The sequence below is a fragment of the Brevundimonas huaxiensis genome (assembly GCF_014218725.1).
GTDB lineage: Bacteria > Pseudomonadota > Alphaproteobacteria > Caulobacterales > Caulobacteraceae > Brevundimonas > Brevundimonas huaxiensis.
Genome location: NZ_JABBJE010000010.1, coordinates 71846 through 87567 on the forward strand (window position 1 = coordinate 71846; position 15722 = coordinate 87567).

Sequence of the window (15722 nt, forward strand, 5' to 3'; positions counted from 1 at the left end):
CTGCGCAGCCAGAACATCACCGTGAAAGGCGTGCGTTGCCGTCCCCTAATGTTGAAAAAAGTTGAGGTTCTCGAACGCCGGATCGAAGCCTAACGGGCCATCAAGCGATGATGATGAATGATGATGAGGTCCCAGGTCATCTTCACGCGGCGAACGCTGCATCTTGCGCGAGAGCGGCCCCAGAGACATAACCTTGATCGTCAAAACGGGGGCCGATCAGGCACTTCAGGCTGAAGGGGTTTAGATGATAGCGATTTTAGGCGCTGCACTTTTGCTAGCCCCAATGGCTCCAGCTCAAAGCACCGAATTCTACAGTGATGGCGAAAACTTCGTGTATCGCGAGACCCAGTCTTGCGCATGGTATGTAGACCAACCGGAGGATGCCATGCTGCGCCTCTCCTACAGAAACTACAGTGGAGAGGTGTTCTTCGCCGCTGTAGGTGGCCCTTGGAATGTTATTGAGGTCGGGGAAATGCGTATGGTCAGCATCTCTACTGATAAAACAGGCCTCACACGACATGCCTTCATCACGGAAGGCTTTATTCAGCCAGGAGACGACAACCGCCGTGGCTTGGCAGGCCAGCAGGGAGAGGAGCTCTTGTCGCTGCTCCGGAGTGCTCAGGCTGTCACCATCTTCTTGGATAACGGGCCTCAGGCTACTTATCAGCTTACCGGCATGGATGTTGCCATGGACAAGCTCAAAACGTGTAGCCGAACCTACTTCAACACCGCGCCCGCTATTGGTTTGCTGAAATGATTGTATTGGCCTTTTCTTTGGCTTTGGCTTTCGGGGGAGAGAGAAGTCCGCCGAACAGCCCGGAGAATGTAGCCGCGCGAAGAGCGTTGGTCTCGTGTGTAGAGCGGGCAGCGTCTCGGTTGGAACGTAGCCGTGAGGCCGCAAACATCGTGGCTGATGCCGCCATTACCGCGTGCCGCGCAGAGCGAGAGACCGTGAGGCGGGTGGCCGCAGGCGATGACTGGCGATACGAAGCGGTGCTTATGCCGAAGGTTGATGAACACCTCCGTCAACTGGCCCAGGCCCGCGTCGTCACGATTCGCGCAAACCGCCCCTGACGCTTCGCCCCAATCGTGCGGACTATGGGGAAGGTCGGTCCGGCCCGCTACGCTGGACTGATGGCTGCGCGGGCCGAACCTTGCACTAGGTGCTAGCCTTGCCCTAAGGAGCCACAGCCCCTTGCCGAAGCCGCCCCCGAAAACATAGCCTATGGCTAGATGTATATGTGTCCGAAAATAGGGGACCGTGAAGCCGCTGAAAACGCGTCGACGGTCCGAATATAGGGGACCGTGAAGGCTGAAAAGGCCGCATCTGCAGCCTCGCTGTCCGAAAATAGGGGACCCACACGGGGCTATTTGGGGACCGTAATTTTCTTTTCGGACGGTGGTTCCGGCCTCCAGCGCATGAACGCTTTTGTCTCTCTGCCCCCCGTCCGGTCGCATCGCGCGACGGTCAACCGCCACTCGCTCGCATGACGTACTTTTAGGCTGAAACCACCCGCTACGGCGCACTCGATAAAGCCCAACCTCTGGAGTTCGTCCAAGGCGCGCTTGGCGGTGTCCTTGTTGATCCGGCACCGCTCCGCCGCATCGCGGACGGAAAGGGCCAGGAAGCCGTTATTCTTGCCATTGTATCGGCGCGCGACCTCCAGATAAACCGCGCGTGCGTTGGCCGTCAGGCAGCCCCATGCTTCGCTTTCGAGCATGAACCAATGAAGCTGGAGGAAGGGAGAGCCGGACTTGGACCGGCCCTTGTTGTTATGGCGAACGGGCATCGAGTGTCGCAGGGTAGCGGCAACAGCCGCTTAACCCGTCGCGCTCCCTTCCTTCAGCAGCCCCAGGGCGCGGGCCGTGGCCTCCGCCTCGGCCACCGCCGCGACCAGATCAGGAAGGGCCTCGACCGGCAGGGAAACCCCTCTCTTGGTCGGGCCGCGCACCACCGTCGCCCCCAGCTTGTCATCCGCCCATGTCCGCAGATCGACGCGGGCCAGATTGTTGACGGTTTCCAGCGTCAGCCGGACCTCCGCCGCGTCCCCCTTGGGCAGGGTCCGCACCGTGACAGGAAGCCCGCTCATGCCGCGCCCCTCGCCACCACCGCCACCGCACCGGCCAGAATGTAGCGGCCGACGCGGGCGTCACCGGCTTCCTCCCATTGCGTCAGGATCGTAAAGCCAAGCTGGCGCAGTTCGTGGACGTAGTGCGACGTGCGACGCGCCCAGCCCAAGGGCGACGCCTCGCCCGCCGTGACGCCTCTGCTTCCGCACTGTATCAACAGCGCGAGGGTTTGCGCCAAGCGCCCCTCAACGGTCAGCGTCCGGTCATCCAGCCGCACCGTCAGGCTGGCCTTGCTGGCCTTGCTGGCCTTGCTGGCCTTGGCGGTGGTGTTATGTTCGGAACGCCCCGCAGCCCGCGAAGCATCCCGAACCCCGTCAGCCGTGCGACCGGCGGCGGGGTTCATCTTTTCCGGGGCCATCTTTATGCGGCCTCCCCGGCGGTCAGGCGGTCAAAGAACGCGTCCAGGGCGTCGCGCCGGATCATCCGGCGACCACCGACGCGCAGGGAGGGAAGTTCCTCGGACTGGATCAGGCGATACAGGCGGGACCGGGAGAACCCGGAATAGGCCACCGCGTCGGGAATGGTGAAGGCGACAGGGGCGACGGGCTGAACGGCCATTTCATCTTGCTCCGCTGCATCGCGGGGCGGCCCATTCCGTCCCGTCGCTGCATCGCGTCAGGAATGGGAAGGTTCGCGGGCAACCGGCAGCGTTAGACCGACGACAAGCCCGGCTAACCGTCGATTTGACGGGGGTTGATACGGGTGGAGCGAGGCCGCTTTTCTTTAGTTCCCCCCGGCAGCGTCACCCAAGCGAACAGCGGAGCGATAAGCTTCTCAACCGATCTTTGGTCACGTTCTAGCTGGAGCGCCACCCGCCGCGCGCAAGCGGTTTGCGTCGTCTTCGGATTGACCAGAATGTCCGCCTTTGCAGCTTCCCTCACCGGGTCAGCACGGGCCATTCGCGCCTTAGTGGCCGGACGTGTCCGGTTTTGTGCGGACTTTAGCAGCGGCGCAGCTTCAGCCTTTGCAACCGCATAGCCCAGCGCAACAGCCATATCTAACAGATACGCCACATCTTCCGGGGTTCGGGGAAACGGCTCGTCGTAGAGGGCGGACCAAGGGGGCGTTAAACCGTCAAGCGCGTCCCAAGCTAGGTTCGCCCATTCGACGCCTTCGCCGGTGCTCCCAATAGAATCTCTCAGCCGCTCCAGGCGGCGGGTTATCTTGTCGTAGGAAACACGAAAGTCGCCGACAAATTCATCTAGCCCGTCGTCACCGGCGTAGATATGAGGCGAGGCTGGCCCCATCGCGTCGCGGGCGTTGAAGAAGATGGACTCCTCGATTTTTTCGACAGTGCCGTCGGGTCGCGTCACAACTAAATGCGCCTCAAGAGAATAGGCGTCGTGCGGGTCCACATAGGGCGGCCTTCCCCCCCCCGATACAAGCGCATCAGCCGATCCACCGTTACACGGTCGCCAGGGTAAACTTGTGTGACGCCCCAACCCAGTTCGTTTGCCCCGCTAGTCACATAACTAGCCGCCGCTTCGGCATCGCCATCAAACAGCGTGCGGTCCCGGGGGAACGCAATTCCGAAAGGCCGCGCGCCGCCGGGGGCGTGCCATTCCTCGGCGCTTGGTAGTTTCTCGTGGCGAAGATCGAACACGACGCCCTCAACCTCACCGAAACGCGGCCCGTCGAGTATGGCCTGAAAGCGCGCGCAAGCGTCGGCAGCTACGTCATACTCGGGCCTCAGAAAAATTGGGTCGCCGCCGTTCTCCTCCTCGGCTCCGCTCACGCCTCCGCCCTCCCCATTGCGCCCTGCCCCTCCATAAAGGCGACAATGCCGTCGATCATGGCGGCGCGGTCGATGCGATACATGGCGCCCCCCAGAACGGCCTCGCGAACCACCGTCCGAAGCTTCACCGTCGCGGCGACGTGGCTGTCACAGGGGGCCTTGGCTATGCGCGCCTCAAACTCCGCAGCCTCATCACATAGCGCGTCGGTCGCTTCGTCATTCATCAGGGCGGCGGAGGCTTCCCGCGTCAGGCGCGTAGCTTCGCGCTCCCAAAACAGCAGCCGCTTGGCGTTGGCCTCGGGCGTGGCGGCGACGGTCATGTCGGCGGTGGTCATGTTCGTTTCCCCCAGGGTCAGATTGGAAAGCTATTGGCGCTAACGGCGCCAATGGCGCTATTGGCATGGCGTCAGTTTGCACGGCGGATCGGGGTGACGTTGGACCCGGCGGCTTTCGGCTCACAGAACCGCGCCCAGGCGTCCATCATCTTGCGGCGCTTCTCTAGGGCATCGCCGCGCCGATAGGCCCGCTCCGTGGCATCCCCGACGACGTGCGCCAGGGCAGCCTCCGCCAGTTCACGCGGGAAGGTTGACGCCTCGCCCGCCCAGTCCCGAAAGCTCGACCGGAAGCCGTGCGGGGTCAGTTCGCCGCTCTTGAACCCCATGCGCTTCAGCAGGGCGTCAAAAGCCGCATCCGACAGGCTGGCCCCGGACTTGATACCGGGAAACACCACCGCATCAGGCTCGCCGGATGACAGGTCGCGGGCCATCTCCAGTATTTCGACCGCGCGCGCCGACAGCGGAACACGGTGGTCGCGCCCCGCCTTCATCCGGTCAGCGGGAACGGTCCAGACCTTCGCCGCCAGATCAATCTCCGCCCAGGTCGCGCCCCGAACCTCGCCGGATCGTGCGGCGGTGTAGATTGCAAACTCCAGCGCCATAGCCGCCACCGCGTCGCGCTCCCGCAGATCAGCGACAAACCCCGGCACCTTCTCAAACGGCAGCGCCGCGTGATGGCCTCGCGTCAGTTTCTGGCGCTTGGGCAGCAGATGATCGAGATGGCCCCGCCAGCGCGCCGGGTTCTCGCCGGATCGAAAACCCTTGGCCTTGGCCGCGTCTAGAACCCGCTCAATCCGGCCGCGAAGGCGGGACGCCGTTTCCGGCTTGGTCGCCCATATCGGTTTCAGCACGGCCAGAACGTCGGCCGTCTCGACCGCATCAACCCGGATCGGCCGCAGCTTGGCGGCGTCGTTCTCCAGCGTCGTCTTCCATTGCGCCCGATGCTTCTCATTGCGCCATTGCGGTCCCAGGTCAGCAACCAGCCGGTCGGCCATCTCCCCGAACGTCGGAACCGTTTGGTCTGCGCGCTTGGCCTCCAGCGGGTTAAGGCCGTCGGCCAGCAGCTTGCGGGCGTCACCGGCCCGTTCGCGAGCCTTCGCCAGCGTCACCGACGCCGCAGCGCCCAGGCCCATGTCCACAAGCCGCCCATGCCACTTGAAGCGGAACACCCACTTTCGGGACTGGCCTTGGCCGACGACCAGATACAGGCCCCCGCCGTCGCTGTAGCGCCCCGGCTCGGCAATCGTCGCCGCAGCCCTCGGGGGAAGTTTGTGAATAGCCCGCGCCATGTCCGGCCCCTCGACCAGTAGGGACCGAAAACCTCAGTCCCTACTCTAGTCCCTACTTTGTTCTGCGAATATGCGGGACATTTTGGGATAACGCCAGACGGCCTATCTATCTAAAGCCTGATTTCACGGCACTATTTCAAACAGTCGGGGACGGGCTGAAACAGGGGTTTACCGGACTCTCTGTCCGCCACACCCACGCCCTCCAATGTCACCGCTTGCCAACCCAGCGTCCCGCTGCGCAAGGATTTGCGCCTCAAGCCCGTCATCGCTGGACGGGACGCGAACCGCTCATCTTAGGGCGGGACTTAGGGCGAGCTTAGGGTGGCGACCGCTTCTGTCGTCGGCGTATGTTCTCCTTACGTTCTGGAGAGGCCATGGCGCGCGACGTAAACAGATTGAACGGCAAGAAGGTGCCGGGGATGCGCGAGCCTGGGCTCTTCGCGGATGGGGCCGGACTCTATCTGCGGATAGATCAGACCGGATCGCGGCGCTGGGTCTATATCTTCTATCGAGCCGGTCGCCGGCGAGAGATGGGCCTTGGGAGCCTGGAGGCAGTCAAGCTGACCGAGGCCCGCGCGGCCGCTGACAAGGTGCGAGCCGAGATCAAAGCTGGGATCGACCCTATCGAGGCACGGCGCAAGGCGAATGCGCCGAAACCGGACACCACCTTTTCAGCAGTCGCTGCCGATCTGATGGACGGCTTGGAGAAGGGATGGAAGTCCCCAAAGCAGCGCCCGCAATGGGAAGCGTCCCTGACGCAGCACGCCGCCGCCATCTGGAAGGCCGAGGTCAGCGCCGTTGACACCGAAATGGTCCTGAAGGCTCTGCGCGAAATCTGGACCACAAAACCGGAGACGGCTCGCCGCGTCCGGTCCCGCATTGAGATGGTCCTTGATGCCGCCACGGTGCGCGGACTCCGGGAAGGCGAGAACCCGGCGCGCTGGCGCGGCCATATGGCGCGGATGCTGCCGAAGGTCCGGAAGGAGCAGGGACACCACGCCGCGATGGCCTATCAGGATGTCCCGGCCTTTCTTGAGCAACTATCCGGGCGCCACAGCATATCCGCCGATGCGTTGAGGTTCTTGGTCCTGACCGGCGCTAGATCTGGCGAGGTGCGAGGGGCGACCTGGGACGAGATCAAGGGCACGACGTGGATCATCCCGGCCGAGCGAATGAAGGCCGGCCGGGAGCATCGCGTCCCGCTTTCCTCCGCTGCCGTTGGAGTGCTGAACGCGATCGACGCTGACGTGCGCCAGGGCCTGATCTTCCCCGGCCTGAAAGGTCCGCTGTCCGACATGGCTCTGGCGATGGTTATGCGGAAAATGGGGATCAAGGACGCGACCCCGCACGGCTTCCGGTCTGCATTTCGTGATTGGGCTGGCGACTGCACCAACTACCCGCGCGAACTGCTGGAAGAGGCGCTGGCCCATCAGGTCGGTTCTGCCGTCGAGCGCGCCTATCGCCGGGGTTCCGCCGTCGAGAAGCGTCGGCCGCTCATGGAGACGTGGGCCGATCACTGCATGGGCGTCACCCGCGCCGATAACGTCTATCCGCTGAAGGCCTGATCGTGCTGCCGATCTCCACATGGATCGATGACGGCATAGGCCTGGACGTCTTCTGCAACTGCGGTCGCACGGGCTACGTCCCAGCCGAGGCGGCGCGCAAGCTGGACACGTCGATGTCGCTCCCGCTCGTCGCTCATCATCTGGTCTGCAAGGCCTGTGGGGCGAAGGGCGCCGCCCTACAAGTCCGCTTCTCGATCTCGGACTATTACGATCAGGCGCGGGGGCATGGCTGCTTGATACCAGGCGGGCAAAGCAAAACGCCCCCGGCGTGAACCGAGGGCGCTTGGGTCGGGCGGCCTTACCCAGGGAACGTAATAGACCGCCCACCGAGCGGGGTGGCGCATATTGCCGGGCCACCACCCTCACAGGCCGGCTCCACAGGTCCAACCCAGAACTGGCGGACAGGGTTCCTGTGAGCGGAAAACGACAAAAGCCCGCCCTCCGAAGAGAGCGGGCCTCGATAGCGGAGCCGAGGCTCGACGCTGAAAGGTGGGATAATCCCTCTTTTCGCCTAGCCCGGTCGAGGCGGCCGCGGACAGTCCAGCCCCCGCATCCCCATCGTGTCGAAGAACCGGCAGAGCCGCGACACCCGCGCCCACCCTTCCTCGCCCCAGGCTTCGACGGCGTTGTCGTATTGCTCGCCCGCAATGCGGCTGGTCAGCACGTTTTCAGGCGGGACCGGCTTGGGCTGAACGATCAAGTCCGTCGCAGGCGGGAAGGCTCCGACCGGCCTCGCGCAACTGGCGGCACCGACGCCTAACCCTCCGACTTCTCGTCGGTGTCCCAGGTGCTGACGGTCAGCTGGCCTTCCCACGCTGGGATAACCTCGACCAGCCCCATGAGGCCGCCAGAAACCGTGTCGACGGGCTCCTTGAACGCCTTGCTGTCAGCGAAGCGCAGGATCAGGCCGGAGTAGCAGCCGACCAGGCTACGGCGATCGCACTCTGCGAGGTGTTGCCAGATGCGCAGATCGGCGAAGCGCTGACGGATGTCAGCCTCAAGCCCCGTTTCGCCCTGGTCGCCGCCTTCGGTGCCGTCCCGCTGGAACTCTTGCAGGTAGGGATTGTCTTCCCAGGTCTTGCCGACCGTCTTGTCCACGGCAGCGCGGGCCAGCGGGTTGCGGCAGTAGGCGTCAAAGGCAAGCTCGAAGCTGACCTGATCTGGATAGCCGAAGTCGGCAGCGTGGTTGTGCTTCTGGGCGCTGAAGAAGAAGCCCGGGAACATGGCCTGGATCGACCGCGTCGCGGCGTTGGCCAGAAGATGACGCGCGCTCATCCGCGGTGCCGGCTCTTCAGGAACATGGCGACGGTTGATTGCGGTTCGACCTTCAGGTTGGTCACGGCCCAGACCAAGGCATCCATGCGGTTCGGCGAGAGGTCGCCCTGATAGCCGGCCGGGGTGGTCATCAGCATCTCGGCCTCCATCAGCGGGAACTGCTCGCGGTGCCTGATCCGCTTCTGATCGTAGAGGGCGGCGACGGGTTCGGCGCGGACCTGCTTGCCTCGACTAGCCGAGACCATGACGACGCGGGCCTTGACCCCGCCGGCGCGAAGAGTGCTCTCGACCATGTCGCCGCCGAAGTTCTTCTCAGCGACCACGCAGTCTGCATTCCAGCGATCGACGCACTTGGCGACGGCCGTGGCCCAGGCCATCGGTGAGGTGGCGGGGCAGGTGGCATCCTCAAGGATGATGGCGCCGTCGCCGTATTCAGCCGCGACCACGATGCCGACGTCGTCACCGCCACCCGATGGGTCGACACCTACGACAACCCGGCCCCAATCGCCCTCGGCTGCGTTTCGGCCCTCCCGCCAGGCCTCGTCCAGCGCTTCGCGGTTCCAGATCGCCCCCTGGACCGACGGCATGTAGGCGCCGAGCCAGATCCAGGCTGCCCGCAGCTTGTCCTTGAGGAAGTCCAACTCCATCAGCTCGCGCAGAGCGTCAGGGAAGAAGGGGTTCTGGTCGAAGTTGATCTTGCGGACGATGGCGCGCTTTGGCTTCACCGGGCCGCGGAAGAACAGGTCGATTGGGTCGGTCGCCAGGCGCGGGTTCCAGATCGCCCACAACTCAGAGATCACGGTGCGGAGGACGGTCGGGATCAGCACGTCCAGCGACGCCTGCTTAACCTCTTGGGCCTCTTCCAGGATCGTCAGGCCGGCGCCTTCCAGCGACTTGATGCCCTCGGGCTTGCCGCCCTTCCAGAGACCGATGAACATGATCTTCTGCCCGCCGAGGCCGACGAACGTTCCGTCCACCTCGCGGAAGTAGGTGCCGAGCAGGCCGAAGTGCTGAAGGCGGGTGCGGACCAGCTCCAGCGACGACTCCTTCAGGTTCGCCATCACCTCACGGAGGAAGACGACGCGCAGCCTGACGGTCGTAACGGTGTGAAAGATCGCAGCGTCCACGACCGACCAGGACTTGGCCGATCCACGACCGCCATGCGCGGCACGGAACGTGTACGACCCAAGCGGCCGGTCGGTCAGATACCGAAAGGCCGGGATAGGGTCATAGATCACTCGCCGGTCTCGTAGTCCTCGTCGCTCTGCGTAGGCGCGGGACCAGAAGGCCCTGCGTCTGGTGTTGGCATGACCCGGCCCAACGTCAGCGTAGCGGATCAGCGCTTCGAGGCCGCCCGCGAAACCAACCAGGGGCAGGGCAGGGGCTGGGATTTCTCGCCCGCTCGGCCCCGCCGCTACCCCGTCAACCTGATCCGCGCCGTGTCCGTCCTCGGCATCGGCCTTCTCGTCCTCGGGGCGCTCTGGTCGCTGTGAACGGCCTGACGGTCCTGATCCTAGCCATCGGCCTGCTGGCCATCCTGCACACCCCGCTTCGGAGGAAGCCTTGAGCCTTTCCAACCCTCTACCGCTGCCACCTTCCGGCAAGGTTTCGGTCCCAGGCGTCTATGCGCTGTCGATGGCCGAGTATCACGGCGACCTGTGCGTCGGCCCGTCGATCTCGTCCTCTGGCCTCCGCACGATCTGGAGCCGGTCGCCGGCGCACTATTTCCACGCCAGCCCCTACAATCCGGCGGGCTTCGTCCTGCAGGTCGTGGACGGGATCGAGGTCATGGTCCCCAAGGATCAGCCCGAGCGCCCGCACTTCTCCATCGGGAAGGCTGCGCACCATCTGCTGTATCTCGGCCGGAAAGGCTTCGACGCCGAGTTCGTCATCCGTCCTTCGAAGTGGAAGGACTGGCGCACCGACGCGGCGAAGGAGTGGAAGGCCGAACAGATCAAAGCCGGGCTTACGATCATCACCGACGCCGAGTTGGAAGCGATCACCGGCATGGCCCGTTCGCTGGGTGCCCATCCGCTGGTCAAGTCCGGCATCCTCGACGGTGCCGTGGAGCGGTCCCTGATCTTCAAGGATGCCAAGACCGGAGCCTGGCTCAAGAGCCGGCCCGACAACATCCCGTCGTCGTCCGGCCTGTTCGCTGATCTGAAGACCGCCGACAGCGTGTCGGACGACAGCTTGGAGCGGTCGCTGGCCAACTACGGCTATCACATGCAGGCCGCTCTGGTCGGCATGGCCTCCGAAGCGGTCCTCGGCCGCCCCATGGAAGAGTTCGCCCTGGTCTGGGTCGAGAAGGCCCCGCCGCATTGCGTCCGCGTGACCGTGCTGACCGGCGCCGATCTGGAGCGCGGCCGGATGCAGTTGCGCCGCTCCATCGATCAGTTCGCCGAATGCGTGGCGACCGGCGAATGGCCGGGCCCAGGCGGGACACGCCGCGACGCCGAATATCTGACCCTGCCGCCATGGGCCGCCAAGCGGATCGACGAGCGTCTTGAGATCGCCGCCGCCGAGGCCAGCGACAACGATAACACCCCGAACAAGGAAGCTGCCTGATGAACGAAGTCGCCACGCGCCAAGCCCCGCCGCGCCCGCCGATGCAGGCTGGTGGTCAGGTCGCCGCCCTTGTGCCTCAAACCCTCGAAGAGGCGTTCCGGGTAGGCGCACCAGCTTGCGGTCATAGGCCGTGTCCGGCTGCTTGATGGTCAGTTCAGCCAGATCGCCATCGCCCGCGCGCCAGCCCATCGCCTTGGCGAGTGAATGAGCCTTCTGCAGTCCTCGGATCAACGTCGGGTCGCGCTTGACCCTCTGCCTCTTAGCGCCTGGGGGCAGGATGTGTTCGACCCGCCCGCCCCTGAGCTGGCATCGCATCGGCACAGTCCTGACCAGATCGTCGCCTAGGAGCGCCAGGCCCTTTCGGCCGGCCTGTGTGAGGCAGTCTGCAATAAGGATGAGCCGAACCTCGTTGGGCAAGATCTCGACCCGGCGCACGGCGCCGACGGCGGCGTCGATCCCATCTCCTTTCCTAGGGAGCCGAGGCCCGACAGCGCCGCAGACGATCTCGTGGATCGATTCGGCGGTCACCCGCCGGATGGCCTTGTCGCGATCAAGCTTGTGCTTGTGGCCCGCCTGCAGTGGCGCGGAGACGTAGTAGCGGTAAACCTTGCCGCCTCGGCCGTACCCGAAGGAAGGGCTCATCGGATGGCCGTCAGCGTCGAACAGCTTGCCTTTCAGTTTCAGGTCGGCGGATCGCCGGGGTCGCTCGGCCCGGGTGACGGTGTTTTTGGCCAGCTGCTTCTGAACGCGGTCAAAGACGGCCTGGTCGATGATGGGCTGGTGCAGGCCAGGCGTGCAGGTCGGGCCGTGAACGATCTCTCCGACATAGACCCGGTTCTTCAGGAGGTGGAAGAGCATGCCTCGACTGTAAGGCGCCCCGCCGGACGGAACGCCCCTTCGGCTCACCCGCTCGCGCGTGCGCCAACCCTCAGCCGCGATGTGCTGCTCGAGGGCCGAGACCGTGCCCAGCTCAAGGTAGAGCTGGAAGATCGACCGAACCCGCTCGGCGTCAGCCGGATGGATCACCAGGGCGCGGGTCGTCGGGTCGGTCGGGATATCGTAACCCAACGGCGGAACGCCGCCCATCCACATGCCCTTCTTCTTGGACATCGCGATCTTGTCGCGGATTCGCTCTCCGGTGACCTCTCGCTCGAACTGAGCGAACGAAAGCAACACATTGAGCGTCAGCCGGCCCATCGAGGTGGTGGTGTTGAACGACTGGGTCACCGAGACAAACGAGGCGTCAGCCTTGTCCAGTCGCTCGACGATGCGGGCGAAGTCCGACAGCGCACGGGTCAGGCGATCGATCTTGTAGACCACGACCGTATCGACGCGGCCTGCATCGACGTCGGCGAGAAGCTGACGAAGTCCCGGCCGCTGCATGTTGCCGCCTGAGAAGCCGCCGTCATCGTACAGGGTCGGTAGCGCAACCCAGCCCTCGGCAGCCTGACTCTTAATGTAGGCCTCGCAGGCCTCGCGTTGGGCATGGAGGCTGTTGAAGGCCTGGTCCAATCCTTCCTCTGTGCTTTTGCGCGTATAGATCGCGCATCGGGTGATCGGTTTGCTCATGGCTGAGCCGCCCGAAGGCCAAAGAACCGAGGCCCATTCCACCTTGCACCGGTGATCGCCCGCGCCACCTCCGACAGGCTTCTGTAGTCCTGGCCCTGCCATCGGACCCGACCGTCCGGCTCGACTGTGACCTCGTGGCGGATTCCTTGCCATTCACGCGCGAGCTTGGTGCCGGGCGTCAGCACCGAAGATGTCTTTCCGGCGGAAGGCCGGCGAAGCGTCCGGCGAAGGTCCACGTCCATTCCCCCCTCAGCGGCGGCCTGAAGCCGATAGGCCAACATCAAGCCCAAGAGTTCCGGTGAACGTAACTTCGGTGGCGCTCCGAAATTTTTCCGCCACTCTTCGCGAAGGTCGGCCAAACCAATGCCGGCTAGATCGGCGAGTCGGTTTGTCGTGTCGGCGGCTATGTCGCTCATAGCTGAACCAATGCTCGAATATTCAACAAAGTCGACGACAACTGTATCGAAAACTACCTTGAACTTAATCATAACTTACGATAACTTGAGAAATCCTGTATTTTTTGCTTTTACAGGCTTGACGCGCCCCATGCAGGCGCATCAAATGCCCCTTGTGAGTTGAGAAGGACCAGCGGCACGTAGGGCCGCTTCCCTCTTCCGGACTACGTGTGGTTAAGCTGCCACGCCAATCCAGGCTCACATCTGAGCCGTGAGGACGTCAGGCGTCCGAGCGAGTAAGCCTAAGGGGCTGGCGCAGGTTCACCTCATCAAAGGAATTCTTGCCATGCCCCCTATGGATGCGCCCCCGCGTGCGCTCGAGATCGTCTATCGACCGCTCCGGGACCTCAAACACGATCCGGCTAACCCTCGGACCCACCCGCCTAAGCAGGTCGAACAGCTGGCCCGAAACATCGAGGCCTTTGGGTTCGTGAACCCTATCCTGATTGATGAAGCCCGGCTGATCATCGCTGGTCATGGCCGTGCGCTGGCGGCCAAGACCTGCGGGCTCGAAGCGGTACCGACCATTACTCTGTCCGGCCTGAGCGAGGCGCAGAAGAAGGCGCTGCGGATCGCCGACAATCGCATCGCCCAGAAATCCGGCTGGGATCCGGATCTGCTGCGCGAAATGATCGTCGATATCCAGTCTGCCGAGATCGAGATCGACCTGGAGCTGACCGGCTTCACCGTCGGCGAGATCGACGTCATGCTGGACCACAAGCCCTTGGCGCACAACGACGACACGCCCCTGCCCCCATCTTCCGAGCCGCCCCGCGCCAAGCTCGGCAACATCTGGGTTCTCGGTGATCACCGCGTCGGCTGTGGTGATTGCCGTGATCCCGAGTTTCTGGCTCGGGTTGTCGGTGAAGACGCCAAGATCGACGCCGCCTTCCTCGATCCGCCGTACAACGTCGCCATCCAGGGCCACGCTAACGTCCGCTCCAAGCACCGCGAGTTCGCCATGGCCTCTGGTGAGATGACCGATACACAGTTCGAGGATTTCCTGAAACAGACATTGGGGGCTTGCGCCTCTGTCTCGCGCAACGGCGCCGTGCACTTCGTCTGCATGGACTGGCGTCACGTCCGCCACCTCCAGCATGCGGGCGACCAGGTCTACGGCGACCTCCTCAACCTGTGCATCTGGAACAAGTCCAACGCCGGCATGGGATCCCTCTATCGCTCCAAGCATGAGTTGGTGTTCGTCTATCGCGTCGGAGAGGCTCAGCACTTCAATGCTGTCGAGCTCGGCAAGCATGGCCGCAATCGGACGAACGTTTGGGACTACGCCTCGGTCAATAGCGGAGGTTCGCGTGCGGCGGAGCTCGACTGGCACCCCACAGTCAAGCCCGTGGCCATGGTGTCGGACGCCATTAAGGACGTCACCAAGCGCGGCCAGTTGGTCCTGGACGCCTTTCTCGGATCGGGGACGACCTTGATTGCTGCCGAGCGCTCAGGTCGACGATGCCGCGGCGTTGAGATCGATCCGATCTACGTCGACACCATCATCCAGCGCTGGGAGGCCATGACGGGCCTCACCGCCACCCTTGAGGACACCCTAGAAACTCAGACTGCAGAGGCTTCGTGATGGACGACGAGATTGATTTCAAGAACCTGCCGCGACGCCGGACGCCCAAGGGTCAGTTCGCCAAAGGCGAGTCCGGCAACCCATTGGGGCGGCCACGCACCAAGCACCAGCGCGCGATCTCCAGCCGGCAGGGACGACGAGACACCCTCGGCACTACCGAAGAATTGGTCACGATACGGACTAGCGCTGGCTCGCGTCAGGTGCCGTTCCATCTAGCAAACTTGCAGTCGATGAAAATGAGCGCCCTTAAAGGCAATGGTCCGACCCAACGTTATCTGCACAAAATACACTGTGAGGCTCTACGAGAGCACGAAAAAGCCAATCCCAAATTGGACCGAGTCGTTGAAAAGGCCGAAGCCGACGCCGTCAACAAGAGCATCAACGGCCTAAAGAAGTGGGAGTGGAAGAATCTCAACGTACTCCGGAAGTTCACCTGGCGTTTGTGACAACAGGCGCGAGCACTACTAGGACACAAAAACACGACTTGAGTGATCGGTGAATAGGAGCAAGGTAATTTCCATGAGCGACAACCTAAACGGCTGCCCAAACGGTCCTGAACCCGAGGCTTCTCCGATCGCGGACCTTATCCGAACGCGTCCAGAGGCCTTCGATTTCGGGGATGCTCCCGACTCCGCGCCCCTGAGCGATCAGTACCAAGTCGACATGGATGCCCGACGCCCCCTTTGGCTACGCGAGACGATCCGGAAGCACTACGAGGACGCAGATTAACCCCCTGCTTCAAGTGCCGTTATCCTCGCCTCGGCCAGGTGACCTCGCCTATGATGACCATTTAGCGCAAAGAGCGGTCATTCACTTCAAGCCAGGAACCGGACTTTGTGCCAAGCTAACCTCGCAAGGTCCGCTTCGGAGATCAGCGGACGCTCAAAGGTAGGGCTCGCAGGCTAGCCCGTCCCCATCGCCATCCATATGGTCCCGGTAGCTCGGCTCCCACGACGCGATGTCCTCGTGATTATTGGCGCGCGCTTGGCCGCACCCGGAATAGTGTTGGTCCGTCGTCCGCTTGCTCCACTCTCGATGGAGCTCCGCCTTCCCGGGAGCGTCGGGCGTGACGATGTATGTCGCTCCAGCAAAGGCGATGGCGAACGCTCCCGTTCCGGCCAGCCTGACGTGCCCCTGAGTTTTCATCCAGCGGCGACCAGAGTCCTTGGGTTAGTTACGCCTCGCAGCGTGGGGTGAGCAACAGGCCGGGCCGCGC

At 63.5% G+C, this 15722-nt stretch carries 19 protein-coding genes and 1 pseudogene; 7 read left to right on the forward strand and 13 right to left on the reverse strand.

Annotated elements, in window-relative coordinates; all coding sequences use genetic code 11:
* The first annotated feature begins 385 nt into the window (after positions 1 to 385).
* A complete protein-coding gene (locus tag HF680_RS14830) occupies positions 386 to 757 on the forward strand; it encodes a hypothetical protein (protein ID WP_185225586.1) in 372 nt (123 codons plus the stop codon).
* Between the two features lie 610 nt (positions 758 to 1367).
* Here HF680_RS14830 and HF680_RS14835 read toward each other — a convergent pair.
* The 7 genes from HF680_RS14835 to HF680_RS14865 form a co-directional block, all read right to left on the reverse strand.
* The gene (locus tag HF680_RS14835; protein ID WP_185225587.1) at positions 1368 to 1790 is read right to left on the reverse strand and encodes a helix-turn-helix domain-containing protein; all 423 of its coding nucleotides are present in this window, start codon (positions 1788 to 1790) and stop codon (positions 1368 to 1370) included.
* 30 nt (positions 1791 to 1820) lie between these two features.
* The gene (locus HF680_RS14840; protein WP_185225588.1) at positions 1821 to 2090 is read right to left on the reverse strand and encodes a PC4/YdbC family ssDNA-binding protein; all 270 of its coding nucleotides are present in this window, start codon (positions 2088 to 2090) and stop codon (positions 1821 to 1823) included.
* A complete protein-coding gene (locus HF680_RS14845; RefSeq protein ID WP_185225589.1) occupies positions 2087 to 2488 on the reverse strand; it encodes a winged helix domain-containing protein in 402 nt (133 codons plus the stop codon). The genes HF680_RS14840 and HF680_RS14845 overlap by 4 nt, the downstream gene beginning before the upstream one ends.
* A gap of 2 nt (positions 2489 to 2490) precedes the next feature.
* Positions 2491 to 2688, reverse strand: a complete 198-nt coding sequence (locus tag HF680_RS14850; RefSeq protein WP_185225590.1) for a helix-turn-helix domain-containing protein — start codon at positions 2686 to 2688, stop codon at positions 2491 to 2493.
* Between the two features lie 113 nt (positions 2689 to 2801).
* Positions 2802 to 3485 carry a hypothetical protein gene (locus tag HF680_RS14855; RefSeq protein WP_185225591.1) on the reverse strand — a complete coding sequence of 228 codons (684 nt, stop codon included), beginning with the start codon at positions 3483 to 3485 and terminating at the stop codon, positions 2802 to 2804.
* A 376-nt stretch (positions 3486 to 3861) separates the two neighbouring features.
* Positions 3862 to 4200, reverse strand: coding sequence for a hypothetical protein (locus tag HF680_RS14860; RefSeq protein WP_185225592.1), 339 nt, complete (start codon positions 4198 to 4200; stop codon positions 3862 to 3864).
* Positions 4201 to 4271: 71 nt separating this feature from the next.
* Positions 4272 to 5489 carry a tyrosine-type recombinase/integrase gene (locus HF680_RS14865; RefSeq protein ID WP_185225593.1) on the reverse strand — a complete coding sequence of 406 codons (1218 nt, stop codon included), beginning with the start codon at positions 5487 to 5489 and terminating at the stop codon, positions 4272 to 4274.
* Between the two features lie 374 nt (positions 5490 to 5863).
* Here HF680_RS14865 and HF680_RS14870 point away from each other — a divergent pair, with 374 nt between their 5' ends.
* The gene (locus tag HF680_RS14870) at positions 5864 to 7054 is read left to right on the forward strand and encodes a tyrosine-type recombinase/integrase (protein WP_185225594.1); all 1191 of its coding nucleotides are present in this window, start codon (positions 5864 to 5866) and stop codon (positions 7052 to 7054) included.
* Between the two features lie 2 nt (positions 7055 to 7056).
* Entirely contained in the window at positions 7057 to 7326 is a 270-nt protein-coding gene (locus HF680_RS14875; protein ID WP_185225595.1) for a hypothetical protein, read from the forward strand.
* A gap of 239 nt (positions 7327 to 7565) precedes the next feature.
* On the opposite strand, the gene HF680_RS14880 is transcribed toward HF680_RS14875, so the two are convergent.
* The 3 genes from HF680_RS14880 to HF680_RS14890 are packed head-to-tail and all read right to left on the reverse strand — an operon-like array spanning position 7566 to position 9567.
* Entirely contained in the window at positions 7566 to 7754 is a 189-nt protein-coding gene (locus tag HF680_RS14880; RefSeq protein ID WP_185225596.1) for a hypothetical protein, read from the reverse strand.
* A 56-nt stretch (positions 7755 to 7810) separates the two neighbouring features.
* Positions 7811 to 8329, reverse strand: a complete 519-nt coding sequence (locus HF680_RS14885; RefSeq protein WP_205196312.1) for a hypothetical protein — start codon at positions 8327 to 8329, stop codon at positions 7811 to 7813.
* Positions 8326 to 9567, reverse strand: a complete 1242-nt coding sequence (locus HF680_RS14890; protein ID WP_185225598.1) for a phage terminase large subunit — start codon at positions 9565 to 9567, stop codon at positions 8326 to 8328. Before HF680_RS14890 ends, HF680_RS14885 begins: the two co-directional genes overlap by 4 nt.
* Positions 9568 to 9636: 69 nt before the next feature.
* On the opposite strand from HF680_RS14890, the gene HF680_RS14895 reads away from it, so the two are divergent.
* Together HF680_RS14895 and HF680_RS14900 are read left to right on the forward strand one after the other, a co-directional pair.
* Positions 9637 to 9822, forward strand: coding sequence for a hypothetical protein (locus tag HF680_RS14895; RefSeq protein ID WP_185225599.1), 186 nt, complete (start codon positions 9637 to 9639; stop codon positions 9820 to 9822).
* A 70-nt stretch (positions 9823 to 9892) separates the two neighbouring features.
* Positions 9893 to 10897: a PD-(D/E)XK nuclease-like domain-containing protein gene (locus HF680_RS14900; protein WP_185225600.1), complete on the forward strand. Its 1005-nt coding sequence runs from the start codon at positions 9893 to 9895 to the stop codon at positions 10895 to 10897.
* Positions 10898 to 11680: 783 nt separating this feature from the next.
* Here HF680_RS14900 and HF680_RS16285 read toward each other — a convergent pair.
* Positions 11681 to 12568, reverse strand: a pseudogene (locus HF680_RS16285) (recombinase family protein); the annotation flags it as partial.
* A complete protein-coding gene (locus HF680_RS14910) occupies positions 12463 to 12954 on the reverse strand; it encodes a DUF2924 domain-containing protein (protein ID WP_205196313.1) in 492 nt (163 codons plus the stop codon). The pseudogene HF680_RS16285 and the gene HF680_RS14910, both read right to left, overlap by 106 nt.
* A gap of 262 nt (positions 12955 to 13216) precedes the next feature.
* On the opposite strand from HF680_RS14910, the gene HF680_RS14915 reads away from it, so the two are divergent.
* Complete coding sequence (locus HF680_RS14915; protein ID WP_205196314.1) at positions 13217 to 14506, forward strand: site-specific DNA-methyltransferase; 1290 nt, start codon at positions 13217 to 13219, stop codon at positions 14504 to 14506.
* Entirely contained in the window at positions 14506 to 14952 is a 447-nt protein-coding gene (locus tag HF680_RS14920) for a DUF5681 domain-containing protein (RefSeq protein ID WP_185225601.1), read from the forward strand. The genes HF680_RS14915 and HF680_RS14920 overlap by 1 nt, the downstream gene beginning before the upstream one ends.
* Before the next feature lie 436 nt (positions 14953 to 15388).
* Here the strand turns inward: HF680_RS14920 and HF680_RS16290 are convergent, their stop codons facing one another.
* Positions 15389 to 15652, reverse strand: coding sequence for an excalibur calcium-binding domain-containing protein (locus tag HF680_RS16290; protein WP_185225602.1), 264 nt, complete (start codon positions 15650 to 15652; stop codon positions 15389 to 15391).
* Positions 15653 to 15722: the final 70 nt, after the last annotated feature.

Excerpts from the sequence above, each read along its gene's own strand:
- HF680_RS14830 (WP_185225586.1), top strand. The coding sequence starts at position 386 with ATGCTGCGCCTCTCCTACAGAAACTACAGTGGAGAGGTGTTCTTCGCC.
- HF680_RS14835 (WP_185225587.1), bottom strand. The coding sequence starts at position 1,790 with ATGCCCGTTCGCCATAACAACAAGGGCCGGTCCAAGTCCGGCTCTCCC.
- HF680_RS14840 (WP_185225588.1), bottom strand. The coding sequence starts at position 2,090 with ATGAGCGGGCTTCCTGTCACGGTGCGGACCCTGCCCAAGGGGGACGCG.
- HF680_RS14845 (WP_185225589.1), bottom strand. The coding sequence starts at position 2,488 with ATGGCCCCGGAAAAGATGAACCCCGCCGCCGGTCGCACGGCTGACGGG.
- HF680_RS14850 (WP_185225590.1), bottom strand. The coding sequence starts at position 2,688 with ATGGCCGTTCAGCCCGTCGCCCCTGTCGCCTTCACCATTCCCGACGCG.
- HF680_RS14860 (WP_185225592.1), bottom strand. The coding sequence starts at position 4,200 with ATGACCACCGCCGACATGACCGTCGCCGCCACGCCCGAGGCCAACGCC.
- HF680_RS14865 (WP_185225593.1), bottom strand. The coding sequence starts at position 5,489 with ATGGCGCGGGCTATTCACAAACTTCCCCCGAGGGCTGCGGCGACGATT.
- HF680_RS14870 (WP_185225594.1), top strand. The coding sequence starts at position 5,864 with ATGGCGCGCGACGTAAACAGATTGAACGGCAAGAAGGTGCCGGGGATG.
- HF680_RS14885 (WP_205196312.1), bottom strand. The coding sequence starts at position 8,329 with ATGAGCGCGCGTCATCTTCTGGCCAACGCCGCGACGCGGTCGATCCAG.
- HF680_RS14895 (WP_185225599.1), top strand. The coding sequence starts at position 9,637 with ATGACCCGGCCCAACGTCAGCGTAGCGGATCAGCGCTTCGAGGCCGCC.
- HF680_RS14910 (WP_205196313.1), bottom strand. The coding sequence starts at position 12,954 with ATGATTAAGTTCAAGGTAGTTTTCGATACAGTTGTCGTCGACTTTGTT.
- HF680_RS14915 (WP_205196314.1), top strand. The coding sequence starts at position 13,217 with ATGGATGCGCCCCCGCGTGCGCTCGAGATCGTCTATCGACCGCTCCGG.
- HF680_RS14920 (WP_185225601.1), top strand. The coding sequence starts at position 14,506 with ATGGACGACGAGATTGATTTCAAGAACCTGCCGCGACGCCGGACGCCC.
- HF680_RS16290 (WP_185225602.1), bottom strand. The coding sequence starts at position 15,652 with ATGAAAACTCAGGGGCACGTCAGGCTGGCCGGAACGGGAGCGTTCGCC.